Source organism: Phenylobacterium aquaticum (assembly GCF_947378715.1).
GTDB classification, from domain to species: Bacteria; Pseudomonadota; Alphaproteobacteria; order Caulobacterales; family Caulobacteraceae; genus Phenylobacterium; species Phenylobacterium aquaticum_A.
Genome location: NZ_CANCLE010000023.1, coordinates 1 through 14,068, shown reverse-complemented (window position 1 = coordinate 14,068; position 14,068 = coordinate 1). Strand labels below are relative to the sequence as shown.

13 protein-coding genes are annotated in these 14,068 nt (G+C 68.0%); 1 reads left to right on the top strand and 12 read right to left on the bottom strand.

All coding sequences use genetic code 11. From position 1 onward, the window contains the following. Window positions 1-15 precede the first annotated feature (15 nt). The 11 genes from Q7P21_RS05170 to rimP all read right to left on the bottom strand — a co-directional run bounded on the left by Q7P21_RS05170 (window position 16) and on the right by rimP (window position 12,494). Window positions 16-465: a GFA family protein gene (locus Q7P21_RS05170; RefSeq protein ID WP_304169186.1), complete on the bottom strand. Its 450-nt coding sequence runs from the start codon at window positions 463-465 to the stop codon at window positions 16-18. Between the two features lie 138 nt (window positions 466-603). Beyond that, window positions 604-2,745, bottom strand: coding sequence for a polyribonucleotide nucleotidyltransferase (gene pnp / locus Q7P21_RS05165; RefSeq protein WP_304169185.1), 2,142 nt, complete (start codon window positions 2,743-2,745; stop codon window positions 604-606). 242 nt (window positions 2,746-2,987) lie between these two features. After that, window positions 2,988-3,257, bottom strand: a complete 270-nt coding sequence (gene rpsO, locus Q7P21_RS05160) for a 30S ribosomal protein S15 (RefSeq protein WP_304169182.1) — start codon at window positions 3,255-3,257, stop codon at window positions 2,988-2,990. A gap of 3 nt (window positions 3,258-3,260) precedes the next feature. Further along, complete coding sequence (gene truB / locus Q7P21_RS05155) at window positions 3,261-4,205, bottom strand: tRNA pseudouridine(55) synthase TruB (RefSeq protein ID WP_304169179.1); 945 nt, start codon at window positions 4,203-4,205, stop codon at window positions 3,261-3,263. Beyond that, a complete protein-coding gene (gene rbfA / locus Q7P21_RS05150) occupies window positions 4,205-4,645 on the bottom strand; it encodes a 30S ribosome-binding factor RbfA (protein ID WP_304169175.1) in 441 nt (146 codons plus the stop codon). The genes truB and rbfA overlap by 1 nt, the downstream gene beginning before the upstream one ends. 92 nt (window positions 4,646-4,737) lie before the next feature. Beyond that, a complete protein-coding gene (locus Q7P21_RS05145; protein ID WP_304169173.1) occupies window positions 4,738-5,529 on the bottom strand; it encodes a dienelactone hydrolase family protein in 792 nt (263 codons plus the stop codon). A gap of 36 nt (window positions 5,530-5,565) precedes the next feature. Next, window positions 5,566-6,072: a DUF2939 domain-containing protein gene (locus Q7P21_RS05140; RefSeq protein WP_368670069.1), complete on the bottom strand. Its 507-nt coding sequence runs from the start codon at window positions 6,070-6,072 to the stop codon at window positions 5,566-5,568. A 178-nt stretch (window positions 6,073-6,250) separates the two neighbouring features. Then, window positions 6,251-9,406, bottom strand: a complete 3,156-nt coding sequence (gene infB / locus Q7P21_RS05135) for a translation initiation factor IF-2 (protein ID WP_304176074.1) — start codon at window positions 9,404-9,406, stop codon at window positions 6,251-6,253. Window positions 9,407-9,493: 87 nt separating this feature from the next. Further along, a complete protein-coding gene (locus Q7P21_RS05130; protein WP_304169193.1) occupies window positions 9,494-10,105 on the bottom strand; it encodes an RNA-binding protein in 612 nt (203 codons plus the stop codon). Between the two features lie 93 nt (window positions 10,106-10,198). Then, window positions 10,199-11,938, bottom strand: a complete 1,740-nt coding sequence (nusA, locus tag Q7P21_RS05125; RefSeq protein WP_304169166.1) for a transcription termination factor NusA — start codon at window positions 11,936-11,938, stop codon at window positions 10,199-10,201. Between the two features lie 13 nt (window positions 11,939-11,951). Continuing rightward, window positions 11,952-12,494, bottom strand: a complete 543-nt coding sequence (gene rimP, locus Q7P21_RS05120) for a ribosome maturation factor RimP (RefSeq protein WP_304169164.1) — start codon at window positions 12,492-12,494, stop codon at window positions 11,952-11,954. 259 nt (window positions 12,495-12,753) lie between these two features. Between rimP and ppa the strand changes: the two genes are divergently transcribed. Continuing rightward, window positions 12,754-13,299 carry an inorganic diphosphatase gene (gene ppa, locus Q7P21_RS05115; protein ID WP_304169161.1) on the top strand — a complete coding sequence of 182 codons (546 nt, stop codon included), beginning with the start codon at window positions 12,754-12,756 and terminating at the stop codon, window positions 13,297-13,299. A gap of 60 nt (window positions 13,300-13,359) precedes the next feature. On the opposite strand, the gene trmB is transcribed toward ppa, so the two are convergent. Continuing rightward, window positions 13,360-14,031, bottom strand: a complete 672-nt coding sequence (gene trmB, locus Q7P21_RS05110) for a tRNA (guanosine(46)-N7)-methyltransferase TrmB (RefSeq protein ID WP_304176072.1) — start codon at window positions 14,029-14,031, stop codon at window positions 13,360-13,362. Window positions 14,032-14,068: the final 37 nt, after the last annotated feature.

Below are 14,068 nucleotides of genomic sequence, written 5' to 3'. Positions count from 1 at the left end.
GGGGCGAGGAACAGGTCAGCTCTCCGCATAGGCCTGGAGCATGGCCGGATAGTCGGCCATCCCCGGGAATTCATCGAAGCTGTAGGCGGCCGGCAAGGAGACCCAGGGGAGCCTGTCCTTCACGCAGGTCTGCATGAACGGCGCGAACCCGGTCGGATCGTCCAGCAGGGTCGAGCGGACATTGACCAGATGCGGGGCGTCATCCGGCCGGGTGAACATCCAGCTCATGCAGTGGGCGCAGTGGAAGTGCTTGGGCGAGCCATGCAGGCCGCCGATCACCGGTTCGCCCTGCGTGACCGCGAACCCGGCCGAGGGGACCAGCACGCTGAGCGAGAAGGCGCTGGCGGTCATCCTCTGACAGCCGCGGCAATGGCAGGCCATGGTGATCAGGGGCGGAGCCGAGATCGAAAACCGGACCTGGCCGCAGCGGCAGCCGCCGGCGAGGGGAAGCGAGGGCGTGGGCATGGCGGATTTTCCAGAGCGTGATCCTGGCATCAGGTGCACGCCGCCGTCCGCCCTTCAACCAAGGATCGGGCCCGACCAACGAAAAGGGCGGCCGCATCGCTGCGGCCGCCCTTCGATTTCAGTGCTGAGTGAGGAGGCTTAAGCCTCTTCGGTCTCGGCGCCTTCCTTCTTGGAGAGATCTTCGCCGGTTTCCTGGTCGACGATCTTCATGCTCAGGCGGGTCTTGCCCCGGTCGTCGAAGCCCAGGAGCTTGACCTTCACGGCCTGGCCTTCCTGGAGGACGTCGGAGACCTTGCCGACGCGCTCGCTGGAGATCTGGCTGACGTGAACCAGGCCGTCCTTGGCGCCGAAGAAGTTCACGAAGGCGCCGAAGTCGACGATCTTCACGACCTTGCCGGTGTAGATCTGGCCGATCTCCGGTTCCGAGGCGATGGACTTGATCCACTCCTTGGCCGCGTCGATCTTGGACTGCTCGGCGGCCGCGATCTTGATCGTGCCGTCTTCGCCGATGTCGATCTTGGCGCCGGTTTCGGCGGTGATCTCACGGATCACCTTGCCGCCCGAACCGATCACTTCACGGATCTTATCGACCGCGATCTTGATGGTTTCGATCTTCGGCGCGTGTTCGCCGAGCTCGGCGCGGGGGGCTTCCATGGCCTTGGCCATTTCACCCAGGATGTGCTGACGCCCACCCTTCGCCTGTTCGAGCGCCTGCTTCATGATCGCTTCGGTGATGCCGGCGATCTTGATGTCCATCTGCAGCGAGGTGATGCCGTCCTCGGTGCCGGCGACCTTGAAGTCCATGTCGCCCAGGTGATCTTCGTCACCCAGGATGTCCGACAGAACCGCGAAGCCGTCGGCTTCCAGGATCAGGCCCATGGCGATGCCGGAGACCGGCTTCTTCAGGGGCACGCCCGCATCCATCAGGGCCAGCGAGGAGCCGCAGACCGAGGCCATCGAGGACGAGCCGTTGGACTCGGTGATCTCGGAGACCAGGCGGATGGTGTAGGGGAAGTCTTCCTGGCTGGGCAGCATGGGGCGGATGGCGCGCCAGGCGAGCTTGCCGTGGCCGACTTCGCGACGGCCAGGGGCGCCCATGCGGCCGGTTTCCCCCACGGAGAAGGGGGGGAAGTTATAGTGAAGCATGAACTTCTCGTAGTACTTGCCTTCCAGCGCGTCGATCAGCTGCTCGTCGTCGCCGGTGCCCAGGGTGGCCACGACCAGGGCCTGGGTTTCGCCGCGGGTGAACAGGGCTGAGCCGTGGGCGCGGCTGAGGACGCCGACTTCCGAGACGATCTGGCGGACCTTGTCGACGGTGCGGCCGTCGATGCGGATGCCGGTGTCCAGGATGTTGCGACGCACGACGTCGGCTTCCAGTTCCTTGAACACGCCGCCCAGCTTGTCCGGCGCGACGCCGGTGGGGTTGGCGTCGGACTTGCCGAACTTCTCGGTCGCCTTGGCCTTGGCCTTGCCGACCGCGATCTGGCGTTCGCCCTTGGCGATGATCTTGTAGGCCGAGGCCAGATCCTTGCCGATCAGCTTCTTCACGTCGGCCTTGATGGCGTCGGTGTCGTCCGGGGTGAACTCGAAGGGCTCCTTGGCGGAGTGTTCGGCCAGTTCGATGATCGCGTCGATCACCGGCTGGATGCCGTTGTGGGCGAACATCACGGCCTTGAGGACTTCGTCCTCGCTGAGTTCCTGGATCTCGGACTCAACCATCATGACGGCTTCGTTGGTCGAGGCGACCACGAGGTCCATCTTGCTGTCCTTCATCTCGTCGAGAGTCGGGTTCAGGATGTATTCGCCGTCGACATAACCGACGCGGGCCGCGCCGATCGGGCCCATGAACGGGGCGCCGGAGATCACCAGGGCGGCGGAGGCCGCGACCAGGGCGACGATGTCGGGATCATTTTCCAGGTCGTGGGCCAGCACGGTGCAGACCACCTGGACTTCGTTCTTGAAGCCCTTGACGAACAGCGGACGGATCGGACGGTCGATCAGGCGCGAGGTCAGGGTTTCTTTCTGGCTCGGCGCGCCTTCGCGGCGGGGGAACGAGCCGGGGATCTTGCCGGCGGCGTAGAACTTCTCCTGATAGTTCACGGTCAGGGGGAAGAAGTCCTGACCCGGCTTCGCGCTCTTGGCGAAGACGGCGGTGGCCAGGACCATGGTCTCGCCATAGGTGGCCAGGACGGCGCCGTCGGCTTGACGGGCCATGCGGCCGGTCTCGAGGGTCAGCGTCTTACCGCCCCACTCGATGGTCTTTCTTTTGATGTCGAACATTTTCTCTTCTTTCTCGACCCGCGGGCGTATTCCCGGCGGGGGCGGACAGGGCGTCGGACTTCCGAAATCCTCTCCAGACGATAGGCGGTGAGGATCTCGTTGAACCCTCGGCGTGTAGTGGCCGGCTTCCATCCGAAGGAATCCGGTTCGCCGCCTTGCCCCGGCCTATCACGGGGAAAGCGGCGCTTTAGATCTGTGCCTGATACGCAAAACCCCCGGTTTCCCGGGGGCCGACCATGGTCTTAGCGACGCAGGCCCAGCTTTTCGATCAGGGACTGATAGCGGCCCTCGTCGGACTTCTTCAGGTGATCGAGCAACGAACGGCGGTGGGAAACCAGCTTGAGCAGGCCCCGACGCGAGTGGTTGTCCTTCTTGTGCATCTTGAAGTGCTCGGTGAGATTGGCGATCCGTTCGGACAGGATCGCCACTTGCACTTCAGCGCTGCCAGTGTCGGCCTCAGTGCGGCCGTGGGACTTGATGAGGTCGGCCTTGCGGTCGGTCGTGATCGACATCGGTTAGTCTCCGCTCTTGTCCAGATGAAAGACCCGGGTGGGCTCGAGCTTGCCCGCACGCATCTCGCAGAGCGCGATCATCACGCCACCGGCCATGGTTGAAACGGTTCGAGAGCCGGGCGTGAGCCGGGCTTTCAAGGCTTCGACCTGTCGGGGAACGAGAACGATCGGTCGTCCCTGCTTTAATCTGAAAGCGTCTTCGGCGGTTACGGCCAGCTCCGGGATGTCGTCCAGGGCGGTCTCAACCGGAAGCAGGTGCTCCAGATGCGCGGCCTTATGCCCGAATTCCTCCAGCAATTCCAGCGTTATCGCTCGGTCCTCGGTGAAGGGTCCGACGCGGGTGCGGCGCAGGGCGCTGACATGTCCGCAGGCCCCCAGGGCCAGGGCCAGGTCGCGGACGATGGCCCGGACATAGGTGCCCTTGCCGCACTCGATCTCGATCTCGATGTGGTCGATATCGGGGACCTTGGCCACCCGGGCCATGTGGACCACCACCGGCCGGGGCTTGAGCTCCGGCGTCTCGCCGGCCCGGGCCAGGTCATAGGACCGCTCGCCGTCGACCTTGATGGCCGAATAGATCGGCGGGGTCTGCATGATCTCGCCGACGAAGGCCGGCAGGGCCGCCTCGACCGCGGCCCGGTCGGGACGCACGTCGGACTGGTCGATGACTTCGCCCTCGCGGTCATAGGTCGCCGTGGTGCGGCCCCAGGCGATGGTGAAGCGATAGGCCTTGTCGGCGTCGACCAGGAAGGGAACGGTCTTGGTCGCCTCGCCCAGCGCGATCGGCAATATGCCGGTGGCCAGCGGGTCGAGCGTGCCGGCGTGGCCGGCCTTCTGGGCGTTGAACAGCCGGCGCACCCGGCCCACGGCATGGGTCGAGGTCAGGTCATAGGGCTTGTCGAGACAGATCCAGCCGGAGACGGCGTCGCCCTTCTTGCGGCGGGCCATCAGGCGTCGCTGTCGTCGTGGGTGTCATCGCCTTTCGGGGCCTCGATGTCCTGGCGCACGCGCGGATCATCGAACAGTCGGCTCATCCGGGTGGCCTCGTCGAAGCTTTCGTCGTGGTGGAATTTCAGCGCCGGGGTGAACTTCATGTCGATCATCCGGCCCAGGCGTCCGCGCAGGAACTTGGCGTGACGGTTGAGGGCCTTGACCACCTGAGAGGCGTGACCGCCGCCCAGGGGTTCGACGAAGCAGTTGGCGTTGCGCAGGTCCGGGCTCATCCGGATCTGGGTGACGGTCACCGACACGGCCTCCAGTTCCGGATCGGCGAAGTCCTCCTCGTGGAGGATCTCGACCAGGGCGTGGCGGATCAGTTCCCCGGCGCGGAGTTGGCGCTGGGAGGGGCCGGCGGGCGCGGGGCGGCCCCGGCTGATAGGACGTTTCATGGGATCTCGGCCTCGATGAGCCTGAGGCGAGGATCGGACGCGCCCTCAGGGAAGGCGCGGCTTCTAGTGCGAGGCCGCGCCCTTGTCCACCGTCAGGCTCCGGTGCGCTCCTTGAAGAAGGCGATGACCCGCTGCTCGGCGGCCTTGGAGGGGCCGTCCTCCTTCAGGTGGACGGTCAGGACCGAATGGGGCGGACGCTCCGAGGGTCGGGCGTCCTCGTCCTCCAGTTCGATGGCCTCGAACTTGTCGCCGAACTCGCGCCGGTAGGTGTCGAACCGGGCGTCGGGGACCAGGGCGTCGCTCTTGAAGCGCAGGCCGATCATCGACAGCCCCTCGTCCTGGAACCTCTGCTTGGCGCAGGCGATCTCGCGGGGCGAGGCGTCGATGCCGGCGGCGCGGGTCTTCGACCCGGCGGCCATGGGCATGGAGGGCTGGGACAGGACCGGGGCCACCACGCTGGGCTCGGTCATCATGGCCAGAGCGAAGCCGCCGGTGAAGCACATGCCGACCGCGCCGACGCCCTTGCCGCCGCACTCGGCATGGGCCTTGCGGGCCAGGGCCCGCAGCCACTCGACCACCGGGCTCGACTTGCCCGACTGCCAGACATTGAACTCGCGGCGGATGCAGATGGCGTTGAACATGGCGCCCAGCGCATAGCCGGTGGAGACCGGCCGCCCCGGCTCGCCGAACAGGCTGGGCAGATAGACCGTCATGCCCTGGGCCGCGACCCGGTCGGCGAAGGCGACGACCAGGGGGTGCAGGCCCGGGATCTCATGGATGATGATCACTGCGGGGCCGGAGCCCCGGCGGTAATAGGGCCGGGTCCAGGGGCCGTCGGTGAACTCGATCTTCTCGTAGTCGGAAAGCGCCGCTTCGTAGCCCATCTCGTCCCCCTAGGTCTGGGGACGAGCTTAGAGGCATCAGAGCTTGATGCGCAGCATGGAAATGTCGCCCTCGAAGCCCGAGAGCTTCCAGACCCCGGCGGTCTGGGTGAAGACCAGCATGCAAGGACCGTTCTTGGACTTGGTGGCGCAGACCCGACCATCGTCCAGCGGCTTCAAGGAGCCGGCGATGGCGATGGCGCCCGGCAGCGGCGTCGAGGCCTTGTAGCCGTAATATTCGGCCACCTGGCGGAACACCTTGGGCTGGACCAGGGCGTCGCCGGCGATGTCGGCCAGGGCCGGGGCCAGCATGGCGCCCAGCGCCTTCCAGCTGTCCTTGCCCTTCATCTCGCGGGTGCGGTCGACCAGTCGGCTTTCGATCTCGGCCTTCAGGGCGGCGCGGTCCACATGGGCGTCGAAGGCGGCGCTGTCATTGTCGCGGATCGAGACCAGCAGGGCGTGGACATCGTTGGCGGCGGAGAGCCGCTGGGCGGTGGCGCAGGCCGAGAGGCCGAGCGCCAGGGCGATCACCAGAAAGAGCCGCACTTTGATCTCCTATGACCCCAGCGGTGGGATAGTCCGGAAATGGGGTGTCTTGATGGCCTTGGCCAGGGCGATTGAGGCAGCAGATGAAGGGGTTCTCACGGCTGGTTCGATATATCGAAAAAGGCCCCCTCGGATTTTCGAGGAGGCCCTTTCAGATTTCGATGCCGACCGCGACGGCCTAGAGGCTGCGCTTGACCTCTTCGAGGGTGAAGCACTCGATGGTGTCGCCTTCCTTGATGTCCTGGAACCCTTGGAAGAACATGCCGCATTCCTGGCCGGACTGGACGTCGTTGACCTCGTCCTTGAAGCGCTTGAGCGTCTGCAGGGTGCCGAGCTCAAGGACCACGATGTCCTTGCGGATGATCCGGACGCGGGCGCCCTTGCGGACCGTGCCCTCGACCACCTTACAGCCGGCCACACGCCCGACCTTGGTGATGTCGAACACCTGCAGGACCTCGGCGTTGCCCAGGAAGGTTTCGCGTTGTTCCGGCGCCAGCATGCCCGAGAGCACGGCCTTGATGTCGTCGATCAGGTCGTAGATCACCGCGTAATAGCGGATCTCGACGCCCTCGCGCTCGGCGAGCAGGCGGGCCTGGCTGGAGGCGCGGACGTTGAAGCCGAGGATCGGCGAATTCGCCCCCTTGGCCAGCATGACGTCGCTTTCGCTGATCGCGCCGGCGCCCGACAGGATGATCCGCGCGCGGACCTCGTCGGTGCCGATCTTGTCCAGCGAGCCGACAATGGCTTCGGCGGATCCCTGGACGTCGGCCTTGATGATGACCGGCAGCTCCGAGACCTTCTTGTCCTGCAGCTTGGCCATGAAGTCGGCCATGGTCACGCCGGCATTGGTCGGCGCGCCGGCCTTCTCACGCTTCAGACGGGTGCGGTAGTCGGTCAGCTCGCGGGCGCGGGCCTCGTTCTCGACCACGGCGAAGGCTTCGCCCGGCGCAGGCGTGCCGTCGAGGCCGAGGATTTCCACCGGCACGGAGGGACCGGCGGAGGGCAGCTGCTCGTCGCGCTCGTTGAACAGGGCGCGGACGCGGCCGAAATTGGCCCCGGCCACGACGATGTCGCCGCGCTTCAGGGTGCCGCGCTTGACCAGCACGGTGGCGACCGCGCCACGGCCCCGGTCGAGCTTGGCCTCGATCACCACGCCATCGGCGGTGCGGTCGGGATTGGCCCGCAGGTCCAGCAGCTGGGCCTGCAGCAGAATGCCTTCGATCAGGTCGTCGAGGCCGAGCTTCTGGGTGGCCGAGACCTGGATCATCTGGGTGTCGCCACCCAGGCTTTCCGCGACGATCTCATGCTGCAAGAGCTCGTTGATGACCCGGGTCGGATCGGCGCCCGGCTTGTCGATCTTGTTGATGGCCACGATGATCGGGGCGCCAGACGCCTTGGCGTGCTGGATGGCCTCGATGGTCTGGGGCATGACGCCGTCGTCGGCGGCCACCACCAGCACCACGATGTCGGTCACATCGGCGCCGCGCGCCCGCATGGCCGAGAAGGCCGCGTGGCCGGGGGTGTCGAGGAAGGTGACGGACTCGCCGGTTTCCAGACGCACCTGATAGGCGCCGATATGCTGGGTGATCCCGCCATGTTCGCCGCTGGCGACATCGGCCGAACGCAGGGCGTCCAGCAGCGAGGTCTTGCCGTGGTCGACGTGGCCCATGACCGCCACGACCGGGGGACGCGGCAGCAGGTGATCGTCGACATCCTCGCCGCCGATGAAGCCTTCTTCGACGTCGGCTTCCGACACGCGGCGGACGGTGTGGCCGAATTCGGTGGCCACCAGCTCGGCGGTGTCGTTGTCGATCACGTCATTGATCTTCAGCATCACGCCCTGACGCATCAGGAACTTGATGATGTCGACGCCACGGGTGGCCATCCGGTTGCCCAGTTCGGCCACGGTGATGACGTCGGGAATGATGACCTCGCGGGCCGCACGGGCCTGCTCCTGGCCGCCGCCCTTGCGCTTTTCACGTTCGCGTTCGCGCGCCCGGCGGACCGAGGCGAGGGAGCGCATCCGTTCGACGGCGCCCTCATCGTCACCGGCCACGGCCTGGATGGTGAGACGGCCCTCACGACGCTGAGCCGCGCCCTTGACCCGGCTGATCGCCTTGTTGGCCGGAGCGTTCGCCGCCTTGCGGCGCGTATCGTCATCATCGTCGGGACGACGGTCGAGATTGGCCGAGCCGGGCCGGGGGGCCTGGCGGGCGGCGCGTTGGATTTCCGGCGTGGCCGGCGGGGCGTTGGGCACAGCGCCGCGACCCGGCGGACGCGGACCGCCCGGACGGGCGCCGTCGCGACCCGGCGCCGGGCGCGGGGCCAGGGCCGAATAGCGAACCGTATCGCCCGAGGCCGGACGCGGACCGCGATCGCCCTGCGGACGGTCGCCTTGAGGGCGGTCGCCCTGCGGACGCGGACCCCGGTCGGCCTGGGGCCGATCGCCTTGCGGGCGGTCGGCGGCCGGACGCTGGAACCCAGCGCCGGGGCCGTCGGTGCGCGGCGCGCGCTGGCCGAAATTGGCGTTCTCGAAGCGGCCGGCGGAGCGGTCGGGACGATAGGTGGTGGTGGACGGCCGGTCGTCGCGACGTTCGCGGGACGGCTCGTAGCTGCGGGTCTGGCCGGCCTGGGGCGCAGCGCGCGGTCCATCAGCCTGGGGACGCGGGGCGTGGGTCGGGGCGGCCGGGGCGCGCGCCACCGGCGCGGCCGGCGCAGCGGCGACCGGGCGGGGCGGAACCACGGCGGCCGGGGCGACCGGCGCGGCGGCGACAACAGGAGCGGGGGCGACGGGCGCGGGGGCCGCCGGAGCCTGGGCCACCGGTGCGGGAGCAGGGGCGGGGGTCGGCGGCGCGACGGCCTCGACCTTGGGCGCGGCGGGCGCCTCGACCTTGGGGGCTTCCGGCGCGGGCGCCGGGGCGGCGACCTTGGCGGCGGCTTGAGCCGCAGCTTCGGCGCGGGCGCGCTCGGCGGCGGCCTGCTGCTCGGCGACCTGACGGGCCTGGGCGGCGGCCTCGAGGACGCGCTGGCGGGCCATGCGCTCTTCGGCGGACAGATTGCCGTCGCCGGCGGATTGACCGGTGCGCGGCGGGGCGGCGGGCGGCGGCGTGAAGACGCGCTTCTCAGCGGACGACGGCGCGGCGAGGTTTCCCCCCGGCGCGGCGTGCGGGCGCGCCCGCTTGGTCTCGACGACCACCGTCTTGGATCGGCCATGGCTGAAGCTTTGCTTCACGGTGCCCGCGCTCACCGAACCACCGACAGCGCGGGGTTTCAGCGTCAGGGGCGCACGTCCGCCGGGGGCGGAGGGTCGGCCGTTGTCGTTCTCGTCGCTCATGCGCTCGCTTTACTTCACCCCGGGCGAATCCCGGGCTCGTCAAATACCTGAAGGCGCGCGGAACAAGGTTGTTCCGCCCGCCTCATGTCACGGCTCCTCGCGCCAACTCTCGGGAAGGAGCGGGCGGAAGCCTGATAGCCGCAGGACCTCGAAAGTCCAGCGATCGGCGCCACGCCCCGCAAGGAAGGCGGTGTGTATCACATTCTCGCCCCCCAAGGCCAAACCCAATTCCTCGGCGGAATAGGCGGCCATCATTCGGGCCTGACGGGGTGACTTGCGGGCCACAGCCATGATCTTGCGGCGGCCATCCGGGGCGCCGTCACTGGCCTCGATCAGCCAGGCGGCCTTGCCGCTGTTGAGGGCGGACGAGACCTTCTCGAAGCCGGAGATAAGATCGCCGGCCCGTTTGGCAAGGCCCAGTCCGTCCAACACCCGGCGCAGCAACAGCCGGTCGACCTGGTCGGCGAGGTCCTTGGGCGCGGTGAGCCTGGCCTTGGCGGAGCGGGCGAACAGGCCCTTGCGGGCCGCCGTCTCCACCGAGGCGCGGTCCGCCGCCACCCAGATTCCCCGGCCGGGCAGCTTGCGCGCCAGGTCGGGAACCACCGTCCCGTCGGGCCCGGCCACGAAGCGGATCAGGCGCTCCTCGGGCATGACCTCGCCCGTCACCACGTCGCGCCGCTCGCGCGCGGCCTCCGCCAGGGTCCGGTGCGGACCCTTACCCGGCTCAGACGGGGACGCCGCCCCGGGCGGGGGCGCGGAGGTGGGGACGATCGCTTCGGTCACGCTCAGGCTTTAGGCCTCCGTCTCGGGCGGAGCTTCAGCTTCAGCCTCGACCTCGGCAGGCGCCGCAGCAGCAGCGGCCGGCCGCGATCCGGGGACGCCGAACAGCCGGTCTTCTTCCGACAGCTCGACCTCGATCTCTTCCTCGACGACGGTCGGCGGGGCCTCGATCCAGCCCATGGCGACACGGGCGCGCATGATCAGGGCCTCGGCGTCGGCGGCGTCCAGGGTGAAGGCTTCGAGGATGCCCGGCTCGCGAACCCGTTCGCCGTCCTTGTTCTCGAACCAGCCGCGCAGGTCGTCGGGGATCAGGCCGGCCAGGTCCTCGACCGACTTCACATCGCCTTCGCCCAGGGCCACGGCCATGGGCAGGGTCACGCCCTCGATCTCCAGAAGGCCGTCCTCGACGCCGAACTCGCGGCGCTTGGCGTCCAGCTCGGCGGCTTCCTTCTCCAGGAAGTCGCGGGCCCGGGCCTGGATCTCCTCGGCGGTGTCCTCGTCGAAGCCCTCGATGGCCGCGACTTCGGAATTCTCCACATAGGCCACGTCTTCCACCGTGGCGAAGCCCTCGGTGACCAGCAGCTGGGCGATGACCTCGTCGACGTCGAGCGCTTCCTGGAACAGGGCGGTGCGCTCGGTGAACTCGCGCTGACGGCGCTCGCTCTCCTGGCTCTCGGTCATGATGTCGATCTGCCAGCCGGTCAGCTGGGAGGCGAGGCGGACGTTCTGGCCGCGGCGGCCGATGGCGAGGCTCAGCTGTTCGTCGGGCACGACCACTTCGACGCGCTCGTCTTCCTCATCCATCACCACCTTGGAGACCTCGGCGGGGGCGAGCGCGTTGACGATGAAGGTCGCCTCGTCCGAGCTCCACTGGATGATGTCGATCTTCTCGCCCTGCAGTTCGGCGACCACCGCCTGAACGCGCGACCCGCGCATGCCGACGCAGGCGCCGACCGGATCGATGGAGCTGTCATTTGAGACCACGGCCATCTTGGCGCGCGAACCCGGGTCGCGGGCCACGGCGCGGATCTCGATCACCCCGTCATAGACTTCCGGCACTTCCTGGGCGAACAGCTTGGCCATGAAACCGCCGTGGGCGCGGCTGAGCAGGATCTGCGGGCCCTTGGCCTCGCGGCGGACGTCATAGATGTAGCAGCGGATCCGGTCGCCGATATTGAAGTTCTCGCGCGGGATCGACTGGTCGCGGCGCATGATGCCCTCGCCCCGGCCCAGGTCGACGACGGTGTTGCCGTATTCGACGCGCTTGACCGTGCCGTTGACGATCTCGCCCACGCGGTCCTTGAACTCTTCGTGCTGGCGCTCGCGCTCGGCTTCGCGGACCTTGCCGGTCACCACCTGGCGGGCCATCTGGGTCTGGACCCGGCCGAACTCGAAGGGCGGCAGGATCTCTTCATAGACCTTGCCGACCACGGCGGTCTTGTCGTCGCGCAGGGCGTCGGACAGACGGCGGATGCCGGCCGGCTCTTCCGCCGGGGTCTCGCCATCGGCGCTTTCATAGACCGCGTCGTCGGGGACCACGGTGATGAAGCGCTTGACCGTGGTCTCGCCGGTCTTGGTGTCGATATGGACGCGGATGTCGTGCTCGGCGCCGTAACGCGAGCGGGCGCCCTTCTGGATCGCCTCCTCGATCGCCTCGATGACGATCTCCTTGTCGATCGACTTTTCGCGGGCCACGGCCTCGGCGATCTGAAGGAGTTCCAGCCGGTTGGCGGAGATGCCGGTCAGGCTCATGGGAGAAGTCCTCTTATTCGGAAGTTTGTTGGGGGTCGGCCGCGATGCGCTGGGCGCGCTCATCGGCGCCGCGCTTCATCAGCTTGTCGTTCAGAACCAGCTTGGCCTCGATGATCCAGGCGAAGGGGACGAGCGCCGTCTCCTCCTCGCCGTCCAGGTCGATGGCGACATTGTCGTCCTCGACCCCGACCAGCAGGCCCCGGAACCGCTTGCGGCCCTCGGCCACGCGGTCGAGTTCGATCCTGGCCTCGAAGCCCTCATAGGTGACGAAGTCCTTCAGCCGGGTCAGCGGCCGGTCAACGCCGGGGGAGGAGACTTCCAGGGTGTATTCGCCCTTGATCGGGTCGGCGGCGTCGAGGATCTCGGAGACGGCGCGCGACAGCTTGGCGCAGTCCTCGACATTCATCTCGCCGTCCGCGGTCTCGGCCATGATCTGCAGGCGGCGCGCATGGTCACTGCCCATCAGGCGCAGGCGGACGATCTCGTAGCCAGCCGCTTCCGCGACAGGGTCGAGGATTTCCACCAGCGATCGGTCTTCAGCGGTCTTGCCGCGCATATAGTTCCCGGCCCTCCGGCCAACAAAAAAGCGGCTGGGCCGGAGCCCGCCGCTCGTATGCGCTATCCAGCGCTACGGACGATGTTGCGGGTCATATACGCCCGCGCAGAGGGTTTGTCACGGGGGGCTGAGCGGACGGGCGATCGCGCGGCTCAAGCCTTCAACCGGCGCCGGGTCGCCTGCCCCCTTCCCCAGGCGGCGTTCTTGGTCCACAAGCCGGCCACTTTCCTTCCCCTGTGTGTGAAAAGGCCATCTCCCCATGGACCTCTCCAAGATCCCCGTCGGCGTGAACCCGCCCTATGACGTCAACGCCGTGATCGAAATCCCCGGCGGCGGCGAGCCGGTGAAGTATGAGCTCGACAAGGAGTCGGGCGCCATCTTCGTCGACCGCTTCCTGCACACGGCGATGTTCTATCCCGGCAATTACGGCTTCATCCCCCACACCCTGTCGGGCGATGGCGACCCGATGGACGTGCTGGTGGTGGGCCCAACCCCCGTGGTCCCCGGCGCGGTGATCCGCGTGCGCCCGATCGGCTGCCTGATGATGGTCGACGAGGCCGGCGGCGACGAGAAGGTGCTGGCCGTGCCGGTCGACAAGCTGCACCCCTTCTATGCCGGCGTGGATTCGTGGCGCGGCCTGCCCTCGATCCTCACCGAGCAGATCGCCCACTTCTTCCAGCACTATAAGGACCTGGAAAAGGGCAAGTCGGTCGAGATCGTCCGCTGGGCCGATCCGGAAGAGACCGGCGCCCTGATCCGCGAAGGCATCGAGCGCCACAACGCCCAGGTCGCGGCCAAGGGCTGATCGCCCGACCCCGCTTCGTCATCCTCCGGCCGCGCAGCGACCGGGGGATGACGCGCCCTTTTATTGACGCACGAAATCCAGGAACACCGGGGCGCAGTCGCCCAGGCGCTTTTCCTCGTAGCGGGTGGTGATGTGGTCGGCGGGCGGGACCCGCCAGTCGCAGGCCCGCGTCGCCGGCCAGCTGAAGGCCGGATCGCGCAGGACGCGTTCCAGGGTCCAGTCGGCATAGTCGGCCCAGTCGGTGGCGAACCTCAGGGCCCCGCCCGGTTTCAACACCCGCGCCAGCTCGACCAGCAGCTCGGCATTGACCAGCCGGCGCTTGTTGTGCCGCGCCTTGGGCCAGGGGTCGGGGAACAGGATGAAGATCCGGTCCAGGCAGGCGTCCGGCAGGTGGGCGATCAGCTCGCGGACATCGGCGTCCCACAGCCGCACATTGGCCAGGCCCCGCTCATCGATGTGGCGCAGGGCGCTGGCCACCCCGTTCTGGAAGGGCTCGGCGCCGAGGATCAGCACCTCCGGGTCGCGGGACGCCTGGGCGGCCATGTGCTCGCCGCCGCCGAACCCGATCTCCAGCCAGACCCGCGCCGCCTGTGGCGCCAGGGTCCTGGGATCGAAGGCGGCCTGAGGACAGCGGATTTCCGGCAGCAGGCTGTCCATGAGGGCGGCCTGGCGGGGCTTGATGGTCCGCGACTTGATGCGGCCAAAGGAGCGAAGGGGCGGATGGTGGTCCATCCGCGCCCCTCTAATCGTCCAGGCGGCTCTAGGCCAG